We start from the raw sequence: 26,670 nt of genomic DNA, 5'->3' as shown, positions 1-26,670 counted from the left end.
TATGCCCTATTATGTAGATACCCATTGCCACCTAGACCTGTTCAAAGACATCAGGTCTAGTGTGGACAGGGAAGACAACTTGCCTATAAAGACGATTACTGTTACCAATACCCCTGCGCTATGGGCTCCCAATCAAAAGCTGTTCGGAGAGAGTCACAATATAAGGGTGGCGCTTGGGCTGCATCCAGAACTCGCAGTAGAGCGAGAGCATGAAACAGACTTATTTGATAATCTATGTTCTAAAGCGAAATACATAGGCGAAATTGGGCTAGATGGCACTTCAAAGGATAAATTAGTCCGTGACACACAACTTAAAGTGTTTAGACGCCTTTTGGATTCAATTAAAAATTCAAACCCGAAGGTTATCACGGTGCATAGCAGAGGAGCGGCTAAAGAGACAATAGATGAACTTACGACTGCTTTAAAAGGTACGCAACATCAGGTTATCTTGCACTGGTATTCTGGAAGTTCAAGAGACTTAAAAAGTGCGGTCGAACGTGGCTATTTCTTTTCTATTAACCATAAAATGTTATCAAGTAAGAATGGTCAAAATATTATTAAGGAAATTCCACAAGATAAACTTGTTACCGAAACTGATGCACCATTCACCTTTACAGACAAAATTTTTACTCGGGAACAGTCCCTACGGGAGGCGGTTAAAGGTCTAGCTACAATTTGGATGAATGACCACGATCAAGTAAGATATAAAATTTGGGAAAATTTTAAAAGATTGCTTTTGCCAGCCTAACATTCGCCTATTTAACATAAGGTAAATTATAGGGCTAACTATATATAAGAATATAATAGTGTCTGCGCCAATCCAGACAGAGGGCAACAGCAAAGCCACAAAACCACAGTATCTGTTACAGGGCACCTGTCTTCATTTATTCAACTAACAGCCTGCGTACTATATCATTTCAAGGGAACCACCATCCTGTGGCACAAAGCCTCTTATACCTTTGTTATTTCCCTGTCTCGTTGTTTATGATGGCGAGGCAGTTGGGTTCCCAAAAGCCTTCCCCAAGGTTTAAGCACATCAATGCGGTCAAAGATTATCTTTAAGAAAGCGACAAACAGAATCGCCAAAAACATGCCAGCTACTCCCCATAACGCTCCCCCTAGCAATACAACTATGATGGAGACCAAAGCGTTTATTTGCACCTTGGAAGAAACCACCCGGGGCACCAGGATATTGTTGTCAATAAACTGAATCACAACATAGGCACCTACAACACCTAGTTGCGTTGTATAGCCATCTTCGGTTACCGTGGCCATCAACACAGGCAATACGACAGCTATCAGTCCGCCAATGTACGGGATCAAATTCAGGAAAGCACCGATCACTCCGAGCAAAATACCATAGGGAACACCCAAAATCATCAAAGCGGCAGCGTTCAGGACAGCTACGATGGATGTTTCTATCAATAAACCCACCACATAACTTTGGATGGCACTCTTTGATTCTTGTATAATTTCAGCTACTGATTGTGAGTCTTTTCTGGCAAATACCTCAAAGAGGAAATCCAGAATCAACGTCTTATAGAATAGGAGTAGGAAGACGTACACAGGCATTAAAAAGAGCAGGCCAAACATGCCCAACGCGCTACTTATCGTTTGGCCAACCAAAGCCTTGTTGCCTGTCGCCGTATCTTTTAAATATTGTGTTTGCCTTTGGATAGAGACCCCAAAAGTGTTTTCCACATACTGCTGTAAATCAATGAGCAGCTGGACAAGCTTATCTTTCAGCTGAGGCATCATTTCACCAAACTGGATAATTTGGAAGGAAAGGAAATAGAAGAGGCCTCCCAGCAAAACGAAAGTTATCAGCAGCGTCAGCAGAATCGATAGCACCTTTGGCCACCCGAAACCCTGAAACCTGTTGCACAAGGGATTAAGCAGAATGGCAATCAGCACAGAAAATGCCAGCGGTATCAAAATATCGGCCAGCATGGATAGGACATAGACGAATAAGATCAACCCAAACAATACAGTCGTTATTCTCTTATAAAATGGATCAGGCTTTGTCATAGTTAAACATGCAATGCTACACCAACTGGCATTGGCTCAACGTTATCTACATAACTGATCTCCTAATCAAAAAGCCATTTTGTACAGGGCTTACTTGCGGTAAGGAGAACAGCGAGTAAAAAGGTGCGGGTTTCATTAACTTCAAGTTAGAGGGAATAGAATAGGCAGGTAAGCGGATAAAAGCTTGCTTCCTCAACGGCAGCAAGCTTTAGCAATAGATCTAAAACAAAGCAGATGTTTTAAGACAAAACAGTAAACTGAACTACTGGTCTCCCTTTGCCAGAGGGGCCCGTTCTTGACTTTCCTGGACAAGTCTTTTCCCTTCCCTTATTCCTTTATCTGTGACCGTATAGGTACAGGGAGTAACCCCATCCAGCACATGTATGTGTCCGCTTTGGCATAGCTCATCCAGTAGCAGTTGCAAGTGGTTGTCCTCTGGTACTGTGCCCGGATTAACCGTTTTTGCCAGATCGGCTAAGGTGAGCGTTTCATGCTTGATGAGAGTATCTAAAACCATTGTTCGGTTAAGGCTAGCCATAGTGATTATATTTAAGTGTGGGGGAAAATCAAATGCCAAATCCCAGGTAAATCTGAACGACGGAGTTCTTGGAGTTTTCGGTAAAGCTGCCCGCCAGCCCACTGTTTCCGATTTCGCGCAGCCCATGATTATAGCGCGCTCCGACGGTAACATTCCGTACATCAAATCCAACCCCGCCCATTACCCCAAAATCCATCCGGTTGAAGTCATCTGTTTCCAGGTCTTTTATATCCTTTGTGCTTAAATCTGATTTTTTCAAGTCTTTGACATTGGCAGACAACAGGTAAGCCAGGTAAGGCCCTGCATGAACATTCAGAGGCCCGATATTGATGGCTAAAGCTACGGGCACCTGTACATAGTTTAAATTGAAGCGAACTTCGCCCGGTTCAATTCCTAGAACATCAGCTATATCCGAGCCACCGTAAGTTATTTTAGAACCAACGTTGGTGTAGAGCACCTCAGGCTGGATAGCCAGAAAGTCCGTTACAGGGATTTTGCCGAAAACCCCAAAATGATACCCTAACTTTGTGTTTTCGTCTTCTGCATTAGGCTGGCCCACATAGAGTTGTGAAAAATTTAAACCCGCTTTTACGCCAATTTTAGGCCCCGGGCTGTCACTTTGTGCTTTTGCCTGAGCCGCGTTCAAAAGTAAGAGGATGGCAACGCCAAGTCCCGCTACTTTTCTTAAAGAATAATTATTTTTCATGATTTCTGAGATTTCGAACAGCAGGATTACTGACTCGCTATAAACACTTATACGTATACCATTGATAATAAATAAATTACATCCGGGCTATTATCTAATGTATCCTGAATTAAATCTAAGTTCAAAGCAGCTTAACGGGAACCAGAGTCCTGTTTTCAACCGATTGCCTTGTGTGCGACTGGTGGGTATGCATATCCTAGGGCCTGGTTGATGAGGAAAAAGAGTCTGTTTTGAAAGAGCGGGTTAGAAGCAAACAAGTAAGGATTATGAACAGATGTCTACTGTGACCACAGCCTTTCCAACTAGAAAAAGGAAGGGGAAGCTTCACTATGTTAAAAAGAGCGAACGCTCATTTAAGTTAGATCGGTTACTTTGTAGTATTCCTAATTTTATAGTTAAACCCGTTACCTACCTAAGTGCTGCGACAGCTGCTAAACGGGTTGAACAACACCAGGGAGGGTTTTATGCAGGTAGGCATTCGGGTCATGCTCCATGGCCCCCTCCGGAAGCCACCGCCACCACATCCCTAAGTCTTTCTGAATAATATTTTTATAAAAGGATGGCAACTGCTGTGATTCCCCCTCAAAGTACCGCCTGAAAGCAGCGTCTGAGACCAGTTTCTCACGCACCTGGTGGTAAAAACGCAGACGGCCGTAACCTTCCGATGAAACTGCCCGCATAAAATTCATCCACTTTGCTGACCGACTGGGCGAGGCCATGAACCGGCGGTAGATCGCTTTTTTAGAGAAAGTATACGCTGTCAGGTCAATCACCTTGTCATAGAACTCCACCCACCCGTAATTCAGTGGTTTTACATTCATCGCCAGGTGGTTGTTCAGGAAGTGAAACGGGAATGGTAGTACCCTGCCTGCACGCTGGTATTCCAGGTTCAGCGGAGCCGCTTCGCCGAAGGCGCTCAGAAGGGAATAGCCGGGAAAGGCCGCCGGAGACAGATCCACAAAGCGCTTGGTGAGCTCAAAGGGCTCTTCTCCCTCATCACTGTCCAGCCCCAGCACAAAGTTAGTCTGCACGTAGGGCACGTAACGGAACATCATGTTCACGTGCTCCGAAATACGGGCCACCTTCTCCTCCCCCACGCTGCGGGAGGTCCGGGACTTGTTGCCCAGTTCATACCACGACTCTACGCCGGGCAGCAGGGCCTCAAAGCCGTTTCGCTGCAACACCTTCAGGTGCGCCTCTGTCAGGATGGAAAGGCTGCTCTCGGCAAAAAAACGAAAGCTGTTCAAAGGGGCAGCGGCGGCAATCGCGTCCATGTTATCCTCAAAGCGCACGCCGAAGTTCGGGTCATGCCACCCAACGGTGGGTCTCTTGAACTTGGTCAGCAGAAAACGTAGGTCCTCTTTTATGACATCGAAATTCATGGGCTGGTAATTAACCGTGGCATCAATGCAAAAAGAACAGGTGTAAGGGCAACCCAAGCTTCCCAGCATAGGCACCATCTGGAGAAAAGGGGCTTTCTTTAGCGTAGGCTCGATGAACTTCCAGCGCTCTTTTACCCCCGGAAGGTGAGCGGGCTGCCTGCTGGCGGAAAGGTGTCTGCCCTCAGGCTGCTGCGGCCTGCATTCCTGCAGCACTTCCGCAATAGTCTCCTGGTGGGTGAAGCCCAGCACATAGTCAAAGTACTTTATAGCATCATCCGGGTAGCAACGGGCATGGGGGCCGCCCAGCACCGTAACTGTGCCCTGGCTTCGGAAATAGTTGCTGAGCGCATAGGCCAGTAACGCCGCCTGGGTGAAAGAGCAGATAAAAACTATATTCACTTCCCTTGGCAGCTCCTTTTGCAGGTTTTCCAGGCCTGTATAGCAAACAAGCTTCACCTCATGGCCCTGCTGCTCGCACCAGGTGGCGACCACCTGCGGCATGATGCTGGCCAGGTTAGCATGCATCACCCGGGCCCACAAGGTACTCGTGGGGCCCTTGCTCACCAGGTCAATAATGCCAATCTTCAGTTTTGTCATGGGTATGGGGTATAGGGCGGCATTTAAAACTAGAGCAGGTTAATCTGTATTAATTAAATAAAAATTAATACAGATTAAATCATACTAAATTTTGAACTAAAGGTTATACTGCCCTTGTCATTCACGAGGGTGATGATTAGTGTAAATCAGCTGGTTTGATTCTATAGGAAACAGAATTTAATCAAGGGTTTTACCACACCTGGGCTTTTGCGTGGAGAGTGGAAAGGAGGTACCGGTCATCTGAAGAAAAGCATTCACCACACCGCATGGAAGAACAGCAGGTGTTGTGAAGCAAAACGGCAAGATGTCAGGTGCTGCCTAGTCTCTCAGTGGAGCGTATGGCGGCTATCTGACCTGTCCCATCTTCCGCTGCCTCAAATAAAAAAGACTCCTGCACCAGGTTGACGATCTATTACAAGCACCTGCAGTTACCCTGCACCAATCTTTCCCCTCGATTATTTCCTTACCTGTGTGATGGATTGGCAGATGGAAGTTGCACTAGCTGGCATGCTTATGTGCCTCAACCAGATCTGCTAACAGGAACTGCAGGTGGTTGTTGCTGGATGAGCAGACCCAAGTAGTTTTCTTTGTAGCATTGCATTATCAAAAGGTAGTGCTTCGTATTTCACCAGGATGTGGAGAATAGCCGTAGCTGCCAGGGCGAAGTATGACCGTCTTTAAATGGTGTAGAAGGTTTATCAGCTGCTGCCCCCAATAAAAGGTAGAGCAGGTAAGGCAGGCTGTGTGCTTGCTCAGACAAACTCAATAAGGCTGTTATATTGAGTTTACTTTAAATTATGGCCTCTGGTTCTGTGGCAGACTAACGTGGCACCGCTGTTTCATTGTTCGTTAGTTCCCGCTCAAAGTACACATGCTCCTTCTCCTTTGGGTGCTCCAGATCGGTGCAGTAATAGATGCGTTTTACGTACCGCCTCACCGCCAGCTTAACTCCAGGGTTTGCTTTGGCATACACGGTAGATCCTTCAGGATATTTATTTTCCATAGCAGAACAGGTCGTTGGTAACTTAGTTATTAGCTGACTTCTCTGATGCTTTGGCTGCCTTTTGGGCTTGTTTGTCAGCCTCGGTGCGGTTCCTTTGTGCCTTCGCCTCCATTCTGGCGGAGCGTTTGGCCTGTTTGGCCGCATAGGCAGCCTCCTTGTCGATGCGCTTGGCTTCTTTGGCGTTTGCCTTGGCAACCCGTGCGTCAGCCTTGGTATCTTTTCTCAGCTCAGAGGCGTCATCAAGGCGCTGTTTGTCTGCTTTAGCTTTCTGCTGTTCGGTTTTGCTCTCCTGCTTGGCCTGAGAAGTCTGGGCGAAAGTCTGGGCGGAGGCTAAGGCCAGCATCCCGGTGAGCAGCGTAATACATAGGGTCTTGTTTTTCATATTGGCAGGAAAAGGTTTATTCTATTATCCTGCTTAGTTATACGAGTGGATAAGCATAATAATTGTAATTAATTGATAATAAGTTATTTATGTTTGATAATGTTCTTTGCGGGCATGTTAGGGCACATTTGAAGTTTAGATGCATACTCTTTCTGAGCCAACAATAAGGTGCAGCACTCTTATGTCTATCGAAATAAGCCGCTGATTTCTAAACTATTACAGGTTATACTTTTGTTATAGAGCCATAACACCCAACCGGCCCGATGGCCAAACCCGACCAGCTGATTGGCTGCCCGCTTTTATTCGTCCCGCTACTAACAACGTCAACTATGAAAAATGCCTATACTAACTACAGCGACTGTGCAGCCTACTTTGCCCATCTTATTGGTAGAGAGCCCAGCCCGGCTGAGTTGATTCGTTTTGAGGATAACCAAGACCTGATACTGATCAACAGACGAACGGAGAAGAACAATGCCTACCACATCAGCTTCACCAACGGTACGGCTGTACAGTTAGTGACTGACGGGGTTATCCTGGGCGGCTCCATACAGCTGCACAGCCAGGAGGAGGGCCACCGGTTCTATGCCGTCATGTTTGAGGAACAGGGCTCCATGGAAGAGCACTACCTGATACTGGATGCCTCCGTGGAGTCAGTTATTGTGGCCGGAATCAGGACCATGCTGGTGCAGGGCGTGCGGCTGATCACCATCGAAGACCTGGTGCTGCAATACAGCCCCGTTATGTCTAACCTTACGTAACTAATTTATAATGACACAAGACCAGTTTTACTATTGCCTGGAAAGGATCCTGGAGCTTAGGGAGAAGATTAAAGAGACGTGCAACGTACGCAGGAGGGCGCAGGCCGCAGAGTCTGCCCTGGCCGAAGAGCAACATCTGAATTTCGACTCGCTCAGGCGCTTTGCTGAGAACAAGGACAGTGCCGACAGGAACACCGCCGAGTGCAAAGAGCTGACCAAAGAGCTGGCGGCGCAGGAGGCGAAGATCAGGGCTTTTGTGCCCGTTTCTGCCTATGGCGTGACAATAGATGCCACACAGCCCCAGCAGCCCCCACTGCGTGTGGTGGTAGAGGCCAATCAGATAAACATTGGAAAGAGTCAATAGGTAGCGGCACGCAGCTTAGTGTAATTTGCTGATAAAGCTTGATAGCTCGTTGGTATAAGCTCCTTTGGTGAGGCACAGCATTTCGCCGGTAACGTCGTTCCGTACCCATGTGAGCATGCTGTCTTGATCTCCTTTATGGGAAACGTACTCTTTCCAGTACGCGTGAGCGGCCGCAAGAGCCTTATGTTTGAGTTCATTGAGCTGGTCTTCTTCCATAGGATAATAAGTTATCTGAAACATAAGTATACGTCTCCAGCCGTAAGTAGTACACTATACTTCTGAAGTGTTGTAGCTCGAAGTATAGAGGCCTCGCCTGAACAGCCCCCAAGCAAATATGCTCGCTGACTGCATTAGGCCTCTGCCCTCTCAGTAGAAGATGCTAAATGAACCTATGTTGTGGTCGCACACATTATGTATTTGTACAAAACTTATTTTTGTTTGGAAAACGACTTTCCAGATAGATAAATACGTCCTCTGTTTCCCTTCCTGTTCTATGCGCATTGCCTACATTTATCACGTAAAAGCAAAAGGCAGCCCGCTTTGGCGTTAATATCGCTAGTAGAATCCAGATTTTCTATACGAGCGCTTTGCTTCTAGTTGCAGACACGGCGAAGGAGAAAGATCCACACGATGAAGAAAACAATACTTGACCGCTCCATAGAGCCTATTAATAAGTTTCTGCACTATGAAAACTCTGGAGGTGCGGTTTTGATGTTAGCAGTGCTTGTTGCTATTCTATGGGCGAATTCGCCTTGGAGTGAGGCTTACCATCACCTATGGGAAACAGAGTTTACCATAGGTTTAACAGGTTACCTTTTAACCTATTCGCTTCACCATTGGGTAAATGACGGGCTTATGGCCATGTTCTTCTTTGTGGTGGGGCTGGAGCTCAAGCGTGAAATTATTGCTGGCGAGTTGTCTTCTTTCAAGAAAGCGCTGTTGCCGATGGCTGCCGCCCTGGGAGGCATGATCTTTCCGGCACTCATCTACTTTATGATCAATATAGGCCGAACTTCCTTGAGTGGGTGGGGCATTCCCATGGCAACTGATATTGTCTTTGCGTTGGCACTCATGTCCCTTGCAGGCAAAAAAGTACCTGTTTCCGCAAAGGTTTTCCTGGTTGCTCTGGCCACTATAGATGATTTGGGGGCTGTACTGGTTATAGCCTTTTTTTATAGCTCAAATTTGTCTTTTGAAAGTCTTGCTTACGGGTTTGCTTTGTTAAGCATTCTCTGGGTAGCGAACCGTGCCGGAGTCCGCAACACGCTGTTTTATGCTTTGATCGGCATTGGAGGAGTGTGGCTTGCCTTTTTGCTCTCCGGCGTGCACGCCACCATTGCAGGGGTGCTGGTAGCGTTCGCTATCCCGGCACGGACGAAGATAGATGAGTCGGCTTATTCCGCTAGTCTGGAAGTACTGGTGGCAGAGTTTGATGAGGAGATTCCGAACCAGGGCCCTCTGATGACCCAAAAGCAGCATCAGGTAATTGAGAAAGTAAAAAATAAGAGTGCCGAAGCGCAGACGCCTTTACAGAAAATAGAAATCGCCCTACACCCTTGGGTCACTTTTTTGGTTATTCCCCTCTTTGCCCTTGCTAACGCCGGTGTCGCCATCGGTTCAACTTTCTTTTCCGATCTTTTACATCCCATCAGCATAGGGGTGTTTGCAGGCTTGGTATTGGGAAAGCTGGTTGGAATCCTGTTATTTACCTGGGCGCTGGTAAAGTTCAGGGTGGCACCCCTTCCTGAGGCAGTTACGTGGAGGCATATTGTGGGCATTGCTTTTGTAGCCGGTGTGGGCTTTACCATGTCCCTTTTTATTGCCGCCCTGGCGTTCGGAGACCCACATATGATTGAACAGGCGAAATACGGCATACTCTTGGCATCCGTCGTTTCAGGCACGCTTGGGGTTTTGACCCTTAGAAGTGCTGAATAGTGTAAACTGTGCACCTTTGCGCAAGAAGGCCAGACCTCACTGCCACGTAAAAAAGGCCATGTTCAGATTGCCGAACTCTGCCGTAGTCCTCGTGGTACAGCTTATTATCCTCAGCTACTATGCCCTCTGCTGGTTTCTCCCTGTTCCCGACATCCGTACGACCTTTCTAGGCAAGCTAAAATTTCTTCCTCCGATTCCTGTCAGATCTACACTGCAGCGCTACGCGCACTCCCTTCGCACCCTCATGCGCTAATCATCAATAATAAGGGCCTGCAACCCTAACCCTGCAGGCCCTTATTATTCTCCCCTTGACAAGCTGAGCCCATTCATTACAGGATATTGTATAGCTCGTGCCATGCCGGGAACATACCACTTCCTTACTCCTTTAAACTAATTCTTGCCTGTTAGCTCGTGCAGCTGCATTTAGCTTATGCGCATGTGTTGTCTGATTGATTCTCTACAGATAAAGCTGGTCGTTTTGGAGAGTACAGCGCCTTTACATCTTCAAGTTTAATATTACTAGAATTCATCCTATTCGTAAAACTAATTATGCGTATTATGCAAATATACCTTTGCCTAGTTTTTTTAAAGCACATTTTCGATGTCCCAGTTAGATAGAGCCGGCTTCGGCCCGAGAGCCCTTAAAACTGCTGGCATTGTGCTTCTCGGGATAGCTGGCTTTTTCCTAATGATGCTGGTGCTCCTGTACTGTTTTGCAGAGCCGCTGGTGGAGCGGTATCTCAAACAGCAGGTGACCGAGCAGACAGACGGACTTTACCAGGTCAGCTTTGAAGATTTGCAATTGCACCTGCGCACGCGCAGCATCACGCTGCAGGGGCTGCACTTCTACCCTGACACCACCGTGCACCGGCGGCAAAAGAACACATGGCAGGCCAGTCGCACGCTTCTAGACGTGCAAAGCCCAAAACTGAAGCTGATAAGTATAAAGCTGCTGGACTTACTTTTTAGAAAGCGCTTACGTATAGTCTCTGTCGTGGCAGAACGCCCGGTGATCACGCAGCTGCTGGATGAGTCGGTGGAGAAGGCAAACGAGCGGGGCGGAAAGAGTAGAGGTTCCATGAAAGCTGTGTATATCCAGAGGCTCGCCTTACAAGATGCCAGTTACCGTTACCGGATGCTGGGGCAGCAAAGCAGGCCGCAGCACGAAATACCGCAGCTCTCGCTACAGGTGCAGGACCTGCGGCTGGACTTACAGGCACAGGAGGATATCGCTCGTATGCTCCAGGCAGATGCGGTTAAACTCGACCTCCGAAATTATACTTACCAATCTCCTGACAGCGTCTATGCCATCCGGGTGGGGCGGCTTTCCTACTCCTCGGGGCAGCGGTTGCTGAGACTACAGAACATAGCCGTGCGGCCGGACCTCCGGGCTAACGCGGCGCTCCCCAAAAACCAAGCCTATCACCTCGTTTTCCAGTTCAGCACGCCCTTGCTCTACATGCGTGGCCTGGATGTGGCTGCGGCCTGGCGCACAAAGCAGCTGCAAATTGACCGGTTGCTGTTGAAACACCCTGCCCTGCAAGTAATCGAAGATCTCACGGTACCCGATACCGCTTCATTACCTGGTCTGGCCAACCTCTACGCCAGCCTGTCGCCATACCTGCGGGAAATTGGCGTAAAGGAGCTGCGCCTGACCGACGGCGCCTACAGCTACCGACAGAAAAATGGAGTTGTGCATACAATTCACCGCCTGGAACAGGCAGACCTGCACCTGCAGGCGCTGCAGCTCGACTCCGCCACCCTTTTCACGCCGAAAGAAAAAGCCTTTACAGCAGCCATCAGTATAGCGGCAGAGACCTATACCTACACCCCCCGCCACAGTCCTTACACTTTGAAAACAGGAAGCATCAAGCTATCTACCCGTGATAGAACCCTGCAGGCTGAAGCCCTGCACCTGACCGGCGACTGGAGCAAGAACGATAGCCTGAAAAAACAGAACAAGGCGAAGCGCGCAATGTACGATGTTAGTTTGCCACGCCTGCTCCTGCGTGATTTGGACCTGCTGCAGGCACTCCAGACCTCCCGGCTTGCCGTAGGCAGTATCACCGCTGAACATCCTGTCATTGCTATACGCACTGATCGGCTGGTAAAAGTGCAGGATACCGGGCCGGGTCTACAGGAGTTGTACCGCCAGCTCTCCGTTTTGGTCAACAGGCTGGAAGTAGGGAAGATCAGCATAACGGATGCCTCTCTCTCGCAGCACAGCAAAACCAATACGATTCAGCTCATGCAGCAGCTGGAGCACGCCTCCGTTACGGCCACTGGCCTGGTGGTAGATTCAGCTTTTATTTTCAATCCGGATCTAAAACTGCCGCTGCAGGACCTGGTGGTGACGGCTAAAAAGTACCGCTACCGGGTACCCGGCAATACCTACACCTTTGCCCTTTCCAGCCTGCGCTACTCCACCCGTGAGAAGGAGTTCAGTGCCCGCACGGTAGAAGTGATCTCCAGCAGCAGGGAAAACGACCGGCAGAAGACCTTCGCTAACGCCAGCCGCAACCTCTTCGACCTGTCGGCCTCCACCTTACGCATAACAGGTGTGGATTTGGTAGAGGCTCTTAATACGGGGCGCCTGGAAGTAGACCAGGTGCTGCTCCTGAAGCCGGACGTGGCCATGCTGCTGGATCGGACGGTGGCTGCAGCAACGCCGAGACAAAAGAAAGCAGGGGATAGGATCTTCAATCTACTGGAGATCATTTCCGTGAACACCATCCGGCTGGAGGACGGCTCCTTCACCTTTAACGAAAAGTTGGAACCGGTGATGCGCACGCATATGCTGGAACACGTGACAGGTACGGTATCAGGTTTTCAGCTAACGCCTGCCAAGCTTGCGAATCTGGGCGAAGCGCTCCCGATGCAGGAATTGACCCTGCTGGCAAAGAACTATACCTACCGCTCCACCGACAGCCTATACGTCTTCCGGCTGGATAGCGTGCACTATTCCAGCAGAACGCAGGAGATTGTCGCCCGCACGTTCACCGTAAATGCAGACAAGGAAGTGAACGAGCGCCTGAAAGCGGAACACCCGGATCTGGCAAGCCGGAACCTGATCGACATATCCGCTGGAAGGTCCCTTATAACCGGCTTCAACCTGATCCATGCCTATGCCACCGGGCAATACCACATGAGTATGCTGCTGCTCTCAGAGCCCAGGGTAACGATACTGCAGGACCACAATGTGCTACCTGATAACGGCAAAACACCTGCAGGGCAGGATACGATAGCTGCCGCCGGCGCGGTGCAACCGCTCAGCGACATGGTTACAACACTGCGGGTGGGGCGCCTGGAGGTGGAGGACGGTACGTTTTATTTTAACATACTGGAAGATAATATCCGCATAAGCCAGACGTTGGCGCATGTAGCGCTGGCGATAGACCAGCTCCGGCTCGTGTCGCTGGAGGCAACCGACCCGCTGGATATTTTCGATGCAGACGACATTGGCCTACGCGTGCAGGGCTATACCTTTTTCACGCCCGATAGCCTCTATGCGTTGGAGGTGAAGGAAATAAGGGCGTCGATGCAAAACAGTACGCTCTCAGCAGACAGCATCCGTCTTCGGCCGCTTTACAGCAAAGAAGCGTATGCAATGCTTTTCAAATATGCCCATGACCGTATTGACATGGCAGTGCCGGGTATGGAGATGCAGGGGATCAGTCTGCGGGCGCTGTTCAACAGACAGGATATTGTAGCACATAGGATGCTGATCCGAAACCCCGTCGTAGATATTTACCGCGACAACCGCTTAGGCATCGACCCATCGCGAAGGCCTCCGACAATGCAACGGGCGCTTCGCGAAGCGGGGCTTTATGTCAGGCTGGATACTATCCTGGTGGAGAAAAACCGGCTGGTTAATACAGTCGTTGCAATGAACGGTGTGAAACCGGGAAATCTCCTGCTGGAAAACATCCGGATGGAGCTTTACAACGTCACCAACGATACGGCCCTCATCCGCCGCAACAACATGGTTACTGTAAACGCCAGTGCGCTTTTTATGGGGGCCAGCATCCTGCAGGCCCGCTTCCAGTTTCAGATGGACCACCCGGAAGACCGCTACACTTACGAAGGCACACTGCAACCCATGGACTTAACAGCTTTGAATCCATTGTTGGAGAACCTAATGTTTATCCGGGTAAAGAGCGGCCGGATAGACACTGCTTCGTTTTCGATAGCATCCACCAGCCGGTTTGCCACAGGCCAGGTGCATTTCCCCTACAGCAACCTAAAGGTTGAGCTCCTGAACAAGCATGACCCGGAGAATCCTAGCTTTTTGCTGAAGGTAGAAAGCCGTTTAGTAAACTCACTTATCATAAAAACCAACAACCCCTCCACCTGGGGGAAATTCCGGGAGGGTGAGGTGGAAGAGGTGCGAGATCCCCAGCGGTCAGTTTCTTTCCACGTGAGCCAAGCCATACTGGATGGTGTTACCCACAGCCTGATGACAAAACTGGTGTACCGCATCGTCTCAAGGTTTATTGACTTGTAGTCAGGCGCTTTCGTTTTTATGGGCATCAGATTATAACCTACTTTACCCACACAGTCGGTATTTACTTTGTCAGGTTCAGAAAAATCAAGGCCGCGTCTCATGCGCCGGCCACCACCTCAAGAGGGCAAGGCCCGTCACCGCCGAAAACACGGAGGCCAAAAGAAGAACAGCAGAGCTAGTTGCGCCGGTGTGCAGGAAGTGCTCGAAAGGTTTTGCTAACTTGTCAATAATCTCTTTTGGTAGTCGAACAAATGTGGTGTCAGTTTCCTGGTCTTTTCTCATGGCAAGAGTTTTATGGATTGCTGAAGGGCCATAAGCGAGGACCTACCTTGCTGTGTATACCTAAACAGCAAGTTGTGAGCCTTTTACGGTTACTACTATCGAGCCACCCATTATGAGCTTTCGTAAAGAAATTTATCCTCATACTCCTACGTCAACTGCCCTTTAACCTCATCCAAAAAAACATCCTGCCAGCAATGAAGACTTCCGGGATTACTTCAAGTTTAGTTGACGTTCTTGTCAAGATTTAAACCCAAGGCTATTTAGTGAAGGGGCTAACGCACAAACACATTAAAAGCTATCTCAAGAATAAAAATTAGAGATTGAGCTTTTTTATTACTGGCACGCCGCCTGTCTGTTTTAATCATACCGCAACAACTCAGACTCTATGGGAGGGCTAAAAACAGAAAGGGACGCGTTAAGCGTCCCTTTCCTAAAAATAAGTGTCGAACAAATCGAGACCTTACTTTTGCTTTTATTTATGCCAAACGCGTCTTTATGTTACGCCTTCGTTGAGAAGCTCCCACTTCGGGGCTCGTACAACATTCTGCAGTCTGCACGACGTTTATGCATTCTTCCTATGGGTTTGATCATACAGCAACGGTTCAGATTCCCAGCTAATCACCCGGACTATACCTCTGGCAAATATGTACTACCTACAGCAATGATACATTAGGCACGAGCGCGCTTGTAAAAGCGCTTCTTCGCGCATGCCTGGCAAGGAAGCATGAGGCGCATGGGTCTCCTTAATTGATAAATCAGCACAACTGCCTATCCTTGTTCCATAACACCTTTTATGATAAACAGCACAACCTGTGTGCTTCTTCTCATCCTAACTTTCTATTTGAAAAGGATACTTTTCGGTTTTCAACAAAATTTTGCCTTTAATAGGCTGCTTTTTTATCCTTTGAGCCTGTGTCAGATAGCTTCCTGTGCGGCTATGTATTTTGACTAGTGCTCGTACTGTTCTGTTCCTGACTTGCTTTGGGTACAGAGTGACAGTAAAAGCTGCTAGGGCCATCACTAAAATACGAGGCACAAAAGCGGTTTTTTGTAACATCAAAGTAGAGAGATAGAGCAGCATCACATCCAGATGTTTTCACGGAAGCAGTTTGGTATTTCTTTGTTCCTGCTAAACTCATGCCTTATTGTTTATAGTCAGTAGACAGGGCTGCCGTGAGAACACGGCGGCCCTTCTTCCTTTAAGCAGCCATGATGGGCTGAAAGCTTTTGGCTGTCTCCGCTTTCAGATCCAGAATGTAACTGGCAGCTTTGAAGGCTCTTGTACCGGCGTAGAATATCATGGTCTTGTCATCCTTAAGCTTGCTGACCCAACCCTGTAGGTACGCCACAGAATTTTTGAGTACCTCTTCCTTAATACCTGTGAAGGCGCTGAGGAAGCTGGCGCCCATCTCGGCTATCAGCTCCTCTTTGCTGTAGTTCTCATCCCCGAAGTGGCTAGCCCTCTCTTCCTCGCTGAAGCGGTTGAGCCTATTAGGGTGGCCTGTGGAGTGAATCAGTTCATGAAACAGTGTAGCGTGATAGGCCTGGGAGGAAACAAAACTGCTCAGCTCCGGTAACTGTACCCTGTCACTGGCTGGCACATAATAGGCCTGTGAACCACCATGCCCGATATACGGGCGTGGCTCAGGGTAGCCCTCCACCACACGCTGACACGCCTCCAGGACCTGTAACTCTGTTCGCTCAAATCCGGCTGGCAGTACAAAGTCAATGCCCTCCACCTGATCGATGTTAAATACTGTCCAGAGCATGGGAACAAACTTTCTTTCAGCCGTGCTCATTTCTTCTTCTGCCTCTTCACCTTCCTTCTTTCCAGCTTTGTCCTGGTAGAGCTTCCAATAAATGATTTTCGTGCCCTTCTCTCCTTTCTTCACGTACCCGCCCAACTCCTGCGCCTGCCGGAAGGTGAGGAAGCAGGGTGCTGTGTAGTTGTTTTTCTCCGTGATGTAGTGCAGATAGAAGGCGTTGAAACCTTCGTAAGGCCTGCCGGAACTGTAGTTTTTAGGAAGGCCAAAAGAGGTCCATGGCTTCTGCCAGAGCACCTTCCCTTGCTCCAGCTGCTCAATTACTTCGTTTGTCACCTGCTCTGCTAACTGATGAAATTTCTGATATGCGTTCATAGCTGTAAAAGTTTGTGGGAGATGTAAATGATTAAAAATTTAGTGCTGTCTGGTTTGCTGCTGTATACCGTTCCTGCAGTTCTTTAAGTTTGGTCTTTGCTCTCGCCTCTGTCCAGGTGAAACGCACCAGGCAAATACTCACGGCCTCTTTGTTGGTCATTAAATTTGCGTTCCTCAGAGTTAAAATTGCATCCCATATAAGCTCTTGTACTTTGCTTGCGTCCATTGCTATATGTTTTATATATACAACATGCGAGTTAAATAAAAAGGCACGGTTGGTTGCCTCTTTTATTATAATATACGACTATAAAATGCACTATGTTTCATATATACAACATAACGAGAAAAAATTATCCTTCATTCTTCTGCCATCTTTTTGTTTCGATGGAATAAGTGCGGATTTCTATGATGGTCTGCGCTACCGGGTACTTCTCTGTGTTTACATATCGCTTCACGGAGCCGTCTATAGGGTTCTCTATTTCTTCAACCTCCAGCTGACCGTTTTTAATGCGGTTGTTTATAGCAGTAGTAGATACGCCGCATAGCTGAGCGTACTTGTAAGGGGTTACGTATTTGGCTTGTTTCTTCGCAGTCATTTCAGATTATTTACGCAAACCTATATTATATGTTTTACATGTGCAACATATATAACTTATTAATGTAGCTTTGCTATACAAAGATATAGGGGTGCTTTCTTTCCCCTTTTGTTAATAAACTCTACATGTTATGATCATAACGGAAAACCCAGACCAGGAGCGGCGCTAAAGGCAGGAAGCTTTTACTGCCGGAGCCCCGGAAAGCATCAAGTGCTGGTATGAGCTAATGTACAGCTACAGGAATGCAATTACTATTTACAATGCCTCTATAGCCCTTCCAGAGCCGGAGGTTACCCCAGCAGCGCCAGGATGAAGGAGTGTCACGAGTGGCTCAGCTCTATGCACAGTGAGTCTTGGAAGAAGTACCAGGAGAAGTATAAGCTAGACCCAACAGAGTACGAGCGTGAAATGAACCCGCAGCATAGTGATCTGCCGTACCCTTCAGGTGATGCTGCTAGCCATAGTCTTGACGAGGAGCCTCCATTTTAGATTGACTCATTAGGTTCATTACTATAATGGCATAAATGAGGTTGATGAATTAGTCTTGCCTAAACCTTTTGCGCCTGCTTTCAGAGCGTGCGCGTTGGCGCCTGACTTGAGAGCGCCGGGAAGCTCTCCGGGAAATGAGCAGCATTTGCCGGTGTGCTGGACGGTGGGGCAAGGCATGCCAGGGAGGGCTGCCTATATCTTCCGCTTGAACGCCTCCGTAAAATCAGCCACGTCTCCCCATTCAATGCTTTTGTACCCGTCCATCATGACCAGGTGCAGTTTGCCATTGAGCGCGAACACATCGCTTATGCTTGTGGATCTACAGCTGGGAACGTCAACTAGCGGCTCTACTTCCTTAATCCTAATCCACTCCCTTATACCGTTCTGCGACAGGTTCCATGCGTCGCCTACCGTACCGACGTTCATTCTAGCCACCAGCTGATAGTCCTTTTTATCAATCTTGGCTTCCTCCTCAAACGTCACGCTTGACGAATAAGGAGTCCTGTGAAATATCTCAACCATAGTTTTATTGGTTAGCCTTATAGGTCAACTCCTTATTTACAGCATCGGAGTCTTGCGTATAAGTATAGGTGTTTTCATCTAGAACCTCGCCATTTTGGTAAACGGTAATCTTCATGGCCATCGATGCAGGCGCATCCTCCACTGGGGAAAAGCCGATCGTGCTGTGTACCTTGAGCTCACGCACGTCATCGGCCTCATAGGAGACACTGCCATCTGCCAGCTCCTCATTGTATAGAATGGTAGGCATAGGCTCATTGGTGCCGGTGCTTTTAAACTCGCCTCCGCTTATGGTTACAATCTTCGTGAACTTCTCATAATCCCCCGTCTGCTGCAGGTCTACCCGAAATGTCGCCTCCTCTGGTGTCGGCTCGTCGCTGCCTGAGTCAGAGCAGGAGGTCATAAGCAGCGCACATAGCGCGTAAGCGGCGAGTGAATAGAATCTTTTCATAGGGTATAGGTTTAGGTGTTTTTAAAGGTATCGGGTTCTTGTTGTAATTGTACTCTCATGTGTGGTATAAAATGCCAAACATCGAATATCAGCTAGTTGTGCTCAGGCATAATTTAACTTAGCACCCTTTTTTTTACTTCAGGGGTAAGCAGATCATTGAAGTCCTTTACTCCTTTGGCCTTGTGCACGTGCAGGCCAGAGCGAACACCTGCCTGCCGCTCAAATGCGCTCAGGCTAAGCCTGTCGGTGGCCAGCTCAAAGCTCTTGCCGTTTACTTTAAACAGCAAAGAGTCGTTTCCTTTTTTGAAAGAGTACTCCTTGCCAGACATAGCGGTGGCCAGTAAGATGTCATACACCTTGCCCTGGTAGTCATTGTCGAAAAGGCTGTGCTTTGCCGCCTGTGGCCAGTGCCGCAGTGCCAGCTGGAGTTGAGCCTTGGCTATGCCCCCGCCGAAAGCAATGAACACAGAGCTGTTAATGTCGATCCTGTGCTTGTGCAGCTGGTAGAAGCTCATCACATCGATGGGGTTTTCTCCAAAGAACACGTTACGGGTTCGTGCTGGGTCTCCTGCAAAGTCTGCAATCCAGGAACCCTGCTGTCTGTCACTGCCTGCCGCCACACTTTTAAAACCATAGTTTCGCAGATCATAGCCCACTATGGCTGTTGAGCCTGGCTTAGTGAGAGGAAAGGCAATGTTTGCGTACGCCTTAGCCGGCTCTTTCTGGGAGTCCTTCACAAGCCGGATGTATGGCATGAACAGCTTTACGGTTTCCCTGTACAATCCCCGGGCTTTGGTCAGGTAGTGCAGCTTGCCCACAGTCAACGGTAGAGACTCATAGCGGCTCTGTGAGAAGGCCTTGGGCTTTGGCGTAGGGAAAGATGGCTTAAAGGTCTGCGGCTCGTTGGCGAAGCGGGAAAGCACCTTGTTGACACCTTCAGTCACTGATTGGTAGTGCTCATTAAACCGCGTTAGCCTGTTGGCTACAAAATCAATGACAGAGCCGCGATCTATACTACCATCACGGTTAAAGTACAGTTGCCTTGCACTGTTGTTCGGATTGCTGATAATGACAGTGTCTCCATCTGGGTGCTTGTACTCTAATCGCCTTTTGCCTTTTCTCAGGTCTACCTTGTACCCGAGTGACTCAGCAACCTGAATAATGGGCACCTTTTCTCTAAACTCCTTAAAAGTTGGTTTCCCCTCCATCGTATCAGCGCTTAGGTCCTGAATGCTTCCGTTGCTCCGGTGTAGTTTGAATCGCTTGGCCACTTGCAGGTATGGAGATTATACCACTCGGCTGATTTAAGTCGATACGTGCTCGTAACAGTCCACCCCTGCGGCTCTCCAGTTCTATAGCCCTGCCCTGGCGCAGCAGCTCTTTCTGGTCATGGCTCAATACCACGTCTTTTATGGCGCTTGGAACAACCAGCTCCTTTGCACGAGCCCGAAGTATTTCGTTAGTCTCTCGATCAAGCTGAAAGTAGTAGTGCTCGTTCTTCCCATCCCTGCCTGCGTATTCGCGCATCAGCACCCTGCCCTGCTTCAGCCGATCGACCTCCTGATCAGAGAGTCTCAGGTCATTCTTCACCTGCCCCCGCACTGGGTGCACATACACAGCCAGTGAACCATCCGGGTTGCGTTGCAGGGAAAGCTTTGCCTTTATGTCAAACTCACCTACCTGAAGGCGCTGCAAGCCTGTCCTGTTTCCCGAAAGCAGGCGTGCCAGATCTTCCGGCTTCATGGTTAGTACTTCTTTCTTGCCAAGGCCTAGCTTCTCAAACTGAGCGTATGGCAGTTCTTTGATGTCGATGTTCATAGGCTATAGATGTATATGTTAAAATCATGCTCACGCTACAGCTGAAGCTCTGCTATGAGTGAGGCAATGTCTTGGTTTATCCTGTTGAAATTCTGCTCCAGCACGGCGTTACGCTCGTCATCTGAACCAAACCTGTAGAACACCGGTGTGTCCAGGTATTTAGACTCCTCCTCGCTTATCGCAGTAAGATCTAGGTCTACCTTGCAGTTGTAGGCACTGCTCACGTGCTTGCCATCAAAGGCCGTGTGGTCAGAGGCTACCTGCCCCACCATCTCTCCTGCCCTTAGGTTGGCTATCTTTGATGCCGGAATGAGTGAGCCCATCTCCTCGTTCAGGCTTATGGACGTTCTGTTGCGGTCTATGCTCAGGCCTTGTTTCTGCTGCCTGACGCGCCCGAAGATCTTTTCCAGCCAGTCCAGCGTTTCTTTGTTCCTGACAGCACCAGAGAGCACGTTTGCGGCCACAGAGCATATTGTGTCTGCTGCCTCCCTTCCGTATTGCTGCCGGAGCTGTGGTATATCCTGCAGGCCCAGCAGCACGGCTATCTTGTTGCTCCTGGCTGTGGCTATCAGGTTCTCCACCTTGTGCACATAAAGCGTGGGTGACTCGTCTATGATCAGGCCACAGGGCAGGTTCCCTTTGGAGTTTATCAACTTGGTAAGGCGGTTAAGTATAAGCGCATTGCAGGCGCTGTTGATGCTTTGGGTGGAGGGATCGTTTGCAATGACCAGCACAGCAGGATTCTCCGGAGAAGTTATCTTCAGATCGAGGTCATCACCAGACAGCACCCAAAACGTTTCCTTAGTGGCCAGCCTGCCGATGTTGATCTTCAATGTACCTATCTGCCCCTCCAGCTGGTCAAAGGCTTTATTTTTATATGCAGAACGAAAGGGAGATAAAAGGCTAACCAGCTGCGGCTCCTGAAACAGCAAGTCGAATATCTCATCATAGCCAAGGTTCAGAAACGCCATTACGTGCGGAAAGGTGGAGTAACGGCCGCTTTTGTATCGGCTCAGGAAGAATATGCAGCTGGCTAGAAAGTTAACGGCAGACTGCGTAAAGAACTGTGCTGCGCCTATCTCTTTATCGTTTTTAGTAAGCGCCTGCAGAAGCGCCTCAGCCGTTTCGATGGCATCGGCCAAAGTAGGCAGGTAGGCAGGCTTGAGCGGGTTGAGCCTCCTGCTGTGGGCTACGCTGTTAAAGTTGATGACATGGAACCTGTGCTGCCGCAAAACCCCTTTCTTTTTGTTCACCAGAAAGTGGTAGTAAGCCAGCTTGCCCAGGTCCGGAAACTTAAAGTCGTAAAGAGCCATTGAGAAACCCTTAGCCAGCATCTGCTTTATGAATGGGTTGACCACGGAGAAGGACTTGCCGGATCCGGGAGTGCCGATCAGCACCGTAGCCCGGAATGGATTCACGATGTTGATCCACCCCTTATGCACTTTATTCTTATGGTAGAAGCGCATGGGAATGTTTACCGAGTACTCCGTTTCTACCAATGCCCGAGGCTGCTCAAACGACTCGTTCTCTACATTGAATTTGTCCTTCAGCAGGCTGCTCTGCATGTGCTTAGAGACATTATCGAGCGCCACATGAACAAGCACAGCACCAACTAACGAGCAAGCCATATACAGGCCATCAGATAGCGTGATGCCTTGTAGCAACACGGCACTGCTGGCATACTGGAGGCAATACCAGGAGCCGGCCATAAACAGCAGAAGTCCTATGCACAGCGGTGCCAGTATGTGCCTGGTCCTGCTATGGTTCGGGTTTTTCTGTCCTTTGGTACCAATGCTGACAATCAGGATCAGCAGCAGCGTGAAGCCCTTCGAATAGAACAGGCTTTTATAAATCGGCATGCGTGCCAGCCTCTCAACCACGGGCTGAAGCGCCGCTATAAAGTAAGCATCGGCAAACACAAACACGGTGAACTCTGCGAAAATGGAAATATAGACCACCCCCTGCAGAAAGGTGTACAGTTTTTTGATATCGCTTGACTCCTCCATGGTTGTGCTCCTGTATGCTTAAAGTTTGATTAGCACCATCTAGACAGTTTTGTCCTGATGGTGGCTGTGCTGGCGTGCTTACAAAGTGTCTGCCGCCAACACGTCTTTATAGTCCACCTTCAAAGAAATCGTGCGCCCGGACACCTGCTCTTCGGCTACCTCCACGTTAAAGACCTTTTCATCTGGGAAGGTGAAGCGCCTAAAGACAAACACGTTCCGGTAGTTGCGTTTAAAACTATCGGTGTCATAGAGCATAAACACCGGCTCCACCTCCAGCTGCTGAAAGTTGGTAGCCTTCAGCACCTTCTTATCCTCAATCTTGAAGCGAAACTGGTCTATGTCGTAGGGTATGTCCGAGCGGTTTTTCATAGACACGTCCACAAAGTAGAAATCACCCATAGTATAGATGTTATTTAGTCTGAGGTCTACTTTATTGCTGCGGTTGAAGGCGCGCCTGCGCGGTTTCTGCTCGATGGCCCTGAGCGAAATGCGCTGCATCTCCGATCTGCTCATGGGAACGTCCGGGTTTAGGTATTCATCGCGCTGCGTTGGGTCTATACGAACCTGCGTATCGGCTTTTTCCGGGCTGCTGTAGTCCAGCCTATACTGCACCATAAAGCGCTCTCCTACGATGGTCACAATACCCAGGGCGGGCTTGTCTTTCTTGGGCTTGATGCGCAGGATATTGCCCACCGGAAGATCTCCGGCCACGTCATCGGTTGATATGTCGACGTAGGTGATCGGTTCAGGGCTTACAAAGTGCGTGGAGATGTTCTTATTCACATGCACCAGCTGCGGTTCCTGAGCGAAGCAGGCCACTGATGCCAGCATTAGGCTTAAAATGATCGTTAGCTTTCCCATATTATCTTTGTTTGGCTTGGTTGTCTATCAGGTACACGACTGTGTTGTATTTGAGCTTGGCCTTATTCTTCTTGATGGCTCTGCCTGCTGCCTGTGAGGCGGTCTGCGTCATGCGGTCCATCATGGCGTACAGCATTTCGGCAGAATTTTCGGCATCTCCTCCAAAGTTCATGCGCTGCCCTGAGGCTGCGCGACCTGCCAGCTCTTTTGTGAATGCCCTAAACTGTGAGTCTGGCACGTATAGCCCTTTGATACCGTCGTTATCGTAGATGCTCAGGTTAACCGGTATGATCTCATCACCCATAAGTATAGAACTGATGGTGATCTCCACCCGCTGCGCCCCGAAACCAGACACCAGGCCATAGAGGTAACTGCCCTCGGTGACCTCTCGGCCGCCAACATAGATGTCATCAAGCAACCTTATCCTAATTCTGCCACCATCCCTCACTTTCAGCCCCTCGTCCAGCATAGCTTTAATAAACTGCTCATCTGAATTGCCGCCAATCGTGTTAAAATATGCTGTGTTTGGATTCAGGGTTTTCCTTACTGGCATCGGTTCTGGCTCAGGCTCCTTGGTAGACTCAGCTACACGCTCAGCCCTTTTGTGTGGAGTGCCAGCAGGCTCCTCCCCTGCTCTGCTCAAGCTATCGATGTAGGCCATTTGTTCTTTGAACATCCGCATTTCACGTGCATAGCCACTCTCGTGGCCAGTCGATACCCTCCTGCTTTGGGTTAGCCCTGGCGCCGCGGCATAGGAGCTGCGGGTCTGTCTCTGGTTTACACGCTCCATGAAACCAGGCGCGGGCTCATCGGTCAGAATCATGTTGTTAAGGCTATCCAGCAACCGCTGCTCTTCTTCGGTATACACAGATCCATACTCCTCTTCCTGCGTGAAGCCATCGCCTAGCTCTCTTATGGCCGAGTAGTCGGTTCTATACTTGTGTGCTTCCCTGGCAGCGGAGAACTTGTCTTTCACACCCCGCTTATCCAGATTAGCCATAGGCAGCGAAGTATTAAGGCTAGTGGTGTCCTGAGCCGCGATTGCCTCTGCCTCTGTAGGCTTTGCGTTAGCCGGGAATGTGTCCAGGTAGAGGTAGTTAAGTATGCACAGAAACGGTAGCGCGATGGCTGGAATGACATAGCGCCCTTTCTTAAAGTCTATCTTTCTCATGGATGATGCTGTTTAACTGTTCGTCGATACCTTTCAGGAGTGTGCTGTCGGCTGCGGTGAGGCTATCAGGCTCGATGGCGCTCACTGAAGTATACAGGTGCACAAGGGCAAACATATCGGCCATCAGGGGGCGTTGGCGCTCTGGTGTGCTAGCCTTAGCGTAGAGCCTGCTGATGGCATGGGTAGGCTCGGCACGCACTGTGTCAGGCTCTGAGGCCAGCAGCCAGCCTAAACCACAGCACATGCTTGCGAACATGGCACCTATGGCAGCCTTTGGATATTGCCGGGCCTTTCTGGCCAGCCACCTGCGCAGATGTTTAAAATTTATTCTTCTCCTCATATGCCAGGTCTTTGTTTAGCACCGTCTTCCAGTTCTTGATAATAAGCCCATGAGGGTTGTTGTCAGTGCGGGGAACCTCCTGCAGGTCGCCTTCGGTCACCAGTGCCCTTGTCACAATAGAGCTGTTGCGCTCGATGCGCTGCTTTGCGTAGTAGCGGAAGTGCCTGTTCTCATCCACGGTGATGCTGTCGGTCTTTATAGTGAGCAGGGCAGACGAAGCCAGGATGGAGTTGTAATAGCCTTTCTCCTTCAGGTTATTGTACTGGGCCAGCCCTGTGTCATCGATCAGGTACATGGCCTTTGAGATATTGGACTGAATGTAGGCGTCATCAGGGGGCAGCGTAAAGAACAGCAGGTGAAACATGTTCACGTGCGCCTTATACTCGACCTCACGGTTAGTGCCGTACTCTGCCTGGCGCACCAGCACCGGCACGTTATGATCCAGCACATAAATGTTCTTTCGTTGCTCACTCACCAGCCGGTAAGCAAACAGGCATACCACGACTGCTAAGGCAATGGACGCGAGAAAGCTTCCCGCACTGACCGCAAAAGCCAGCTTCATTTTCTTCTCGATGTTGTTGATCATAGCGTTAGTGTTTATTTAGCGAGACATCCTGCGCACGGCTTTCCCTGCGCCTTCGGCCATGGAGCCAAGCGCCTGCCCTACGCCACCCGTGTTAATGATCCAGGTGGAGATGGCAGGTATGGTGAGCATGGCCAGTGCTCCTATGATGAGCGAGACGATGTAAAAGCTTATGTTGCCTGATGGGTATGAAACATAGGCGATGAACATGTCTTCATTTGCCATCACGGCCTTGAGTATGTCTATCTCCTTCATCAGCCCGTACTTGATGAGCACAAAGGATATTGACATCACGATGTAGGCGATGGTGGAGTACAGCCCTACCGAAATGTAGCGCCCGATCCACGTAAGGTAGGAGTCCCTGAATCCGGGTAGCACGCTCATGGCGAAGGCGAAGGGCCCTAGTATCACGAGTATGCCGGCAAAGATTATCTGAAGGAAGAACACAATGTAGGTGCAAACCTGAAAGATGAGTATGACCACATACTCCACCACCCGAAGCATGGTAAAATTTATCTTAGCCATGAGCATCAGGTAGTACCCCTTCATTTTGTTAAACATCGGCTCCAGGTCAATACCCATCGTTTCCATCCAGTCACTGTCCTGAGTCTCCGACTGTATCTGCTCAAACTCCGCACTGGAGTCCGACAGCTTTTTGGCCACACTGTCAACTAGTCCCAGGCGTTCCCGGTGCAAGTCTTCCACCTGGTCTATCTGCCCCTCATACATAGCCCTGGCGCTGTCATTGACAACCGTAAGCGGGAAGTTCAGCACGTCCACAAACCCACCCCATAAGACAATTACCATTGATAGAACAAAAGGGCGAAAAAGTGCCATATAGCGCAGCTGTTCATCACCTACCATCATTTTGTAAGCCTCGACTGCAAAGTATAGCAACATGGAAATAGCAGCCAATGCCTGCGCGTCTGCCAGAAACTCACCTGCCAAATCCTGAATGTTCAGAAAGAGCCCCTCAAACAGGTCAAATATTGCTTTATCAATCAGTTCTCTCATGCAGATCGTGGTTAGTGTTAGTTTGCAAGGTTCCTGCTCACGTTGAAAAGTGCAATCAAGCGCCTGTAGTAGCCCCGGAGCTCAGCAAGGTCCTTGAGGTAGCCGCGGAAGGCTTCGCCTTTTACAGCATCATCCTCATAGGCTTCGCGCGTAATCTCCACATCGGCTGCAATGCGCTCGCGCGCCTGCCTTAGCTTCAGGATCA

25 protein-coding genes are annotated in these 26,670 nt (G+C 49.2%); 5 read left to right on the top strand and 20 right to left on the bottom strand.

Annotation, left to right across the window (positions count from 1 at the left end; all coding sequences use genetic code 11):
* The first annotated feature begins 1 nt into the window (after nucleotide 1).
* Nucleotides 2–748, top strand: a complete 747-nt coding sequence (gene qatD, locus PXG97_RS21255; protein WP_276499865.1) for a Qat anti-phage system TatD family nuclease QatD — start codon at nucleotides 2–4, stop codon at nucleotides 746–748.
* Nucleotides 749–951: 203 nt separating this feature from the next.
* Here the strand turns inward: qatD and PXG97_RS21250 are convergent, their stop codons facing one another.
* The 5 genes from PXG97_RS21250 to PXG97_RS21230 form a co-directional block, all read right to left on the bottom strand.
* Nucleotides 952–2,028, bottom strand: a complete 1,077-nt coding sequence (locus PXG97_RS21250; protein ID WP_276499864.1) for an AI-2E family transporter — start codon at nucleotides 2,026–2,028, stop codon at nucleotides 952–954.
* A gap of 566 nt (nucleotides 2,029–2,594) precedes the next feature.
* Entirely contained in the window at nucleotides 2,595–3,272 is a 678-nt protein-coding gene (locus PXG97_RS21245; protein WP_276499863.1) for a porin family protein, read from the bottom strand.
* A 431-nt stretch (nucleotides 3,273–3,703) separates the two neighbouring features.
* Nucleotides 3,704–5,251: a B12-binding domain-containing radical SAM protein gene (locus PXG97_RS21240; RefSeq protein WP_276499862.1), complete on the bottom strand. Its 1,548-nt coding sequence runs from the start codon at nucleotides 5,249–5,251 to the stop codon at nucleotides 3,704–3,706.
* 820 nt (nucleotides 5,252–6,071) lie between these two features.
* Nucleotides 6,072–6,254, bottom strand: coding sequence for a hypothetical protein (locus tag PXG97_RS21235; protein ID WP_276499861.1), 183 nt, complete (start codon nucleotides 6,252–6,254; stop codon nucleotides 6,072–6,074).
* 22 nt (nucleotides 6,255–6,276) lie between these two features.
* Nucleotides 6,277–6,636: a hypothetical protein gene (locus PXG97_RS21230; protein WP_276499860.1), complete on the bottom strand. Its 360-nt coding sequence runs from the start codon at nucleotides 6,634–6,636 to the stop codon at nucleotides 6,277–6,279.
* Between the two features lie 329 nt (nucleotides 6,637–6,965).
* Here PXG97_RS21230 and PXG97_RS21225 point away from each other — a divergent pair, with 329 nt between their 5' ends.
* Nucleotides 6,966–7,394 carry a hypothetical protein gene (locus PXG97_RS21225; RefSeq protein ID WP_276499859.1) on the top strand — a complete coding sequence of 143 codons (429 nt, stop codon included), beginning with the start codon at nucleotides 6,966–6,968 and terminating at the stop codon, nucleotides 7,392–7,394.
* A 10-nt stretch (nucleotides 7,395–7,404) separates the two neighbouring features.
* Nucleotides 7,405–7,758 carry a hypothetical protein gene (locus PXG97_RS21220; RefSeq protein ID WP_276499858.1) on the top strand — a complete coding sequence of 118 codons (354 nt, stop codon included), beginning with the start codon at nucleotides 7,405–7,407 and terminating at the stop codon, nucleotides 7,756–7,758.
* A gap of 15 nt (nucleotides 7,759–7,773) precedes the next feature.
* Here the strand turns inward: PXG97_RS21220 and PXG97_RS21215 are convergent, their stop codons facing one another.
* The gene (locus PXG97_RS21215; RefSeq protein WP_276499857.1) at nucleotides 7,774–7,974 is read right to left on the bottom strand and encodes a hypothetical protein; all 201 of its coding nucleotides are present in this window, start codon (nucleotides 7,972–7,974) and stop codon (nucleotides 7,774–7,776) included.
* 414 nt (nucleotides 7,975–8,388) lie between these two features.
* On the opposite strand from PXG97_RS21215, the gene nhaA reads away from it, so the two are divergent.
* Both nhaA and PXG97_RS21205 read left to right on the top strand, forming a co-directional pair.
* Entirely contained in the window at nucleotides 8,389–9,693 is a 1,305-nt protein-coding gene (gene nhaA / locus PXG97_RS21210; protein WP_276499856.1) for a Na+/H+ antiporter NhaA, read from the top strand.
* Between the two features lie 601 nt (nucleotides 9,694–10,294).
* Entirely contained in the window at nucleotides 10,295–14,197 is a 3,903-nt protein-coding gene (locus PXG97_RS21205) for an AsmA family protein (RefSeq protein WP_276499855.1), read from the top strand.
* An 84-nt stretch (nucleotides 14,198–14,281) separates the two neighbouring features.
* Here PXG97_RS21205 and PXG97_RS21200 read toward each other — a convergent pair whose 3' ends face one another.
* From PXG97_RS21200 to PXG97_RS21135, 14 genes are all read right to left on the bottom strand, one after another.
* The gene (locus PXG97_RS21200) at nucleotides 14,282–14,479 is read right to left on the bottom strand and encodes a hypothetical protein (RefSeq protein WP_276499854.1); all 198 of its coding nucleotides are present in this window, start codon (nucleotides 14,477–14,479) and stop codon (nucleotides 14,282–14,284) included.
* Nucleotides 14,480–15,678: 1,199 nt separating this feature from the next.
* The gene (locus PXG97_RS21195) at nucleotides 15,679–16,617 is read right to left on the bottom strand and encodes an ArdC family protein (protein ID WP_276499853.1); all 939 of its coding nucleotides are present in this window, start codon (nucleotides 16,615–16,617) and stop codon (nucleotides 15,679–15,681) included.
* A 350-nt stretch (nucleotides 16,618–16,967) separates the two neighbouring features.
* Nucleotides 16,968–17,213: a hypothetical protein gene (locus PXG97_RS21190; protein WP_276499852.1), complete on the bottom strand. Its 246-nt coding sequence runs from the start codon at nucleotides 17,211–17,213 to the stop codon at nucleotides 16,968–16,970.
* Nucleotides 17,214–17,894: 681 nt separating this feature from the next.
* Complete coding sequence (locus PXG97_RS21185) at nucleotides 17,895–18,224, bottom strand: hypothetical protein (RefSeq protein WP_276499851.1); 330 nt, start codon at nucleotides 18,222–18,224, stop codon at nucleotides 17,895–17,897.
* A 4-nt stretch (nucleotides 18,225–18,228) separates the two neighbouring features.
* Nucleotides 18,229–18,672, bottom strand: coding sequence for a beta-barrel fold lipoprotein (locus PXG97_RS21180; protein ID WP_276499850.1), 444 nt, complete (start codon nucleotides 18,670–18,672; stop codon nucleotides 18,229–18,231).
* Between the two features lie 113 nt (nucleotides 18,673–18,785).
* A complete protein-coding gene (locus tag PXG97_RS21175) occupies nucleotides 18,786–19,880 on the bottom strand; it encodes a toprim domain-containing protein (protein WP_276499849.1) in 1,095 nt (364 codons plus the stop codon).
* A gap of 4 nt (nucleotides 19,881–19,884) precedes the next feature.
* Nucleotides 19,885–20,490, bottom strand: a complete 606-nt coding sequence (locus PXG97_RS21170; protein WP_276499848.1) for a DUF4099 domain-containing protein — start codon at nucleotides 20,488–20,490, stop codon at nucleotides 19,885–19,887.
* Nucleotides 20,491–20,525: 35 nt separating this feature from the next.
* Nucleotides 20,526–22,496: a type IV secretory system conjugative DNA transfer family protein gene (locus PXG97_RS21165; RefSeq protein ID WP_276499847.1), complete on the bottom strand. Its 1,971-nt coding sequence runs from the start codon at nucleotides 22,494–22,496 to the stop codon at nucleotides 20,526–20,528.
* A gap of 78 nt (nucleotides 22,497–22,574) precedes the next feature.
* Nucleotides 22,575–23,357 (bottom strand): conjugative transposon protein TraN, encoded by a 783-nt coding sequence (gene traN / locus PXG97_RS21160; protein WP_276499846.1) that lies wholly within the window; start codon nucleotides 23,355–23,357, stop codon nucleotides 22,575–22,577.
* Nucleotide 23,358: 1 nt separating this feature from the next.
* The gene (gene traM, locus PXG97_RS21155) at nucleotides 23,359–24,528 is read right to left on the bottom strand and encodes a conjugative transposon protein TraM (protein WP_276499845.1); all 1,170 of its coding nucleotides are present in this window, start codon (nucleotides 24,526–24,528) and stop codon (nucleotides 23,359–23,361) included.
* Nucleotides 24,509–24,868 carry a hypothetical protein gene (locus tag PXG97_RS21150; RefSeq protein ID WP_276499844.1) on the bottom strand — a complete coding sequence of 120 codons (360 nt, stop codon included), beginning with the start codon at nucleotides 24,866–24,868 and terminating at the stop codon, nucleotides 24,509–24,511. The genes traM and PXG97_RS21150 overlap by 20 nt, the downstream gene beginning before the upstream one ends.
* A complete protein-coding gene (gene traK / locus PXG97_RS21145) occupies nucleotides 24,846–25,454 on the bottom strand; it encodes a conjugative transposon protein TraK (protein WP_276499843.1) in 609 nt (202 codons plus the stop codon). Before traK ends, PXG97_RS21150 begins: the two co-directional genes overlap by 23 nt.
* A 15-nt stretch (nucleotides 25,455–25,469) precedes the next feature.
* A complete protein-coding gene (locus PXG97_RS21140; protein WP_276499842.1) occupies nucleotides 25,470–26,465 on the bottom strand; it encodes a TraJ family protein in 996 nt (331 codons plus the stop codon).
* 17 nt (nucleotides 26,466–26,482) lie between these two features.
* On the bottom strand, nucleotides 26,483–26,670 hold a 188-nt coding region (locus PXG97_RS21135; RefSeq protein ID WP_276499841.1), incomplete at its 5' end, for a hypothetical protein.

Source organism: Pontibacter litorisediminis, assembly GCF_029360645.1.
Classification (GTDB): Bacteria; Bacteroidota; Bacteroidia; order Cytophagales; family Hymenobacteraceae; genus Pontibacter; species Pontibacter litorisediminis.
This window is presented reverse-complemented; position numbering and strand designations above follow the sequence as displayed.

What these genes read in the sequence shown, in the direction of transcription:
- qatD (WP_276499865.1), top strand. Translation starts at nt 2, where the DNA reads ATGCCCTATTATGTAGATACCCATTGCCACCTAGACCTGTTCAAAGAC.
- PXG97_RS21250 (WP_276499864.1), bottom strand. Translation starts at nt 2,028, where the DNA reads ATGACAAAGCCTGATCCATTTTATAAGAGAATAACGACTGTATTGTTT.
- PXG97_RS21245 (WP_276499863.1), bottom strand. Translation starts at nt 3,272, where the DNA reads ATGAAAAATAATTATTCTTTAAGAAAAGTAGCGGGACTTGGCGTTGCC.
- PXG97_RS21240 (WP_276499862.1), bottom strand. Translation starts at nt 5,251, where the DNA reads ATGACAAAACTGAAGATTGGCATTATTGACCTGGTGAGCAAGGGCCCC.
- PXG97_RS21235 (WP_276499861.1), bottom strand. Translation starts at nt 6,254, where the DNA reads ATGGAAAATAAATATCCTGAAGGATCTACCGTGTATGCCAAAGCAAAC.
- PXG97_RS21230 (WP_276499860.1), bottom strand. Translation starts at nt 6,636, where the DNA reads ATGAAAAACAAGACCCTATGTATTACGCTGCTCACCGGGATGCTGGCC.
- PXG97_RS21225 (WP_276499859.1), top strand. Translation starts at nt 6,966, where the DNA reads ATGAAAAATGCCTATACTAACTACAGCGACTGTGCAGCCTACTTTGCC.
- PXG97_RS21220 (WP_276499858.1), top strand. Translation starts at nt 7,405, where the DNA reads ATGACACAAGACCAGTTTTACTATTGCCTGGAAAGGATCCTGGAGCTT.
- PXG97_RS21215 (WP_276499857.1), bottom strand. Translation starts at nt 7,974, where the DNA reads ATGGAAGAAGACCAGCTCAATGAACTCAAACATAAGGCTCTTGCGGCC.
- nhaA (WP_276499856.1), top strand. Translation starts at nt 8,389, where the DNA reads ATGAAGAAAACAATACTTGACCGCTCCATAGAGCCTATTAATAAGTTT.
- PXG97_RS21205 (WP_276499855.1), top strand. Translation starts at nt 10,295, where the DNA reads ATGTCCCAGTTAGATAGAGCCGGCTTCGGCCCGAGAGCCCTTAAAACT.
- PXG97_RS21200 (WP_276499854.1), bottom strand. Translation starts at nt 14,479, where the DNA reads ATGAGAAAAGACCAGGAAACTGACACCACATTTGTTCGACTACCAAAA.
- PXG97_RS21195 (WP_276499853.1), bottom strand. Translation starts at nt 16,617, where the DNA reads ATGAACGCATATCAGAAATTTCATCAGTTAGCAGAGCAGGTGACAAAC.
- PXG97_RS21190 (WP_276499852.1), bottom strand. Translation starts at nt 17,213, where the DNA reads ATGACTGCGAAGAAACAAGCCAAATACGTAACCCCTTACAAGTACGCT.
- PXG97_RS21185 (WP_276499851.1), bottom strand. Translation starts at nt 18,224, where the DNA reads ATGGTTGAGATATTTCACAGGACTCCTTATTCGTCAAGCGTGACGTTT.
- PXG97_RS21180 (WP_276499850.1), bottom strand. Translation starts at nt 18,672, where the DNA reads ATGAAAAGATTCTATTCACTCGCCGCTTACGCGCTATGTGCGCTGCTT.
- PXG97_RS21175 (WP_276499849.1), bottom strand. Translation starts at nt 19,880, where the DNA reads ATGGAGGGGAAACCAACTTTTAAGGAGTTTAGAGAAAAGGTGCCCATT.
- PXG97_RS21170 (WP_276499848.1), bottom strand. Translation starts at nt 20,490, where the DNA reads ATGAACATCGACATCAAAGAACTGCCATACGCTCAGTTTGAGAAGCTA.
- PXG97_RS21165 (WP_276499847.1), bottom strand. Translation starts at nt 22,496, where the DNA reads ATGGAGGAGTCAAGCGATATCAAAAAACTGTACACCTTTCTGCAGGGG.
- traN (WP_276499846.1), bottom strand. Translation starts at nt 23,357, where the DNA reads ATGGGAAAGCTAACGATCATTTTAAGCCTAATGCTGGCATCAGTGGCC.
- traM (WP_276499845.1), bottom strand. Translation starts at nt 24,528, where the DNA reads ATGAGAAAGATAGACTTTAAGAAAGGGCGCTATGTCATTCCAGCCATC.
- PXG97_RS21150 (WP_276499844.1), bottom strand. Translation starts at nt 24,868, where the DNA reads ATGAGGAGAAGAATAAATTTTAAACATCTGCGCAGGTGGCTGGCCAGA.
- traK (WP_276499843.1), bottom strand. Translation starts at nt 25,454, where the DNA reads ATGATCAACAACATCGAGAAGAAAATGAAGCTGGCTTTTGCGGTCAGT.
- PXG97_RS21140 (WP_276499842.1), bottom strand. Translation starts at nt 26,465, where the DNA reads ATGAGAGAACTGATTGATAAAGCAATATTTGACCTGTTTGAGGGGCTC.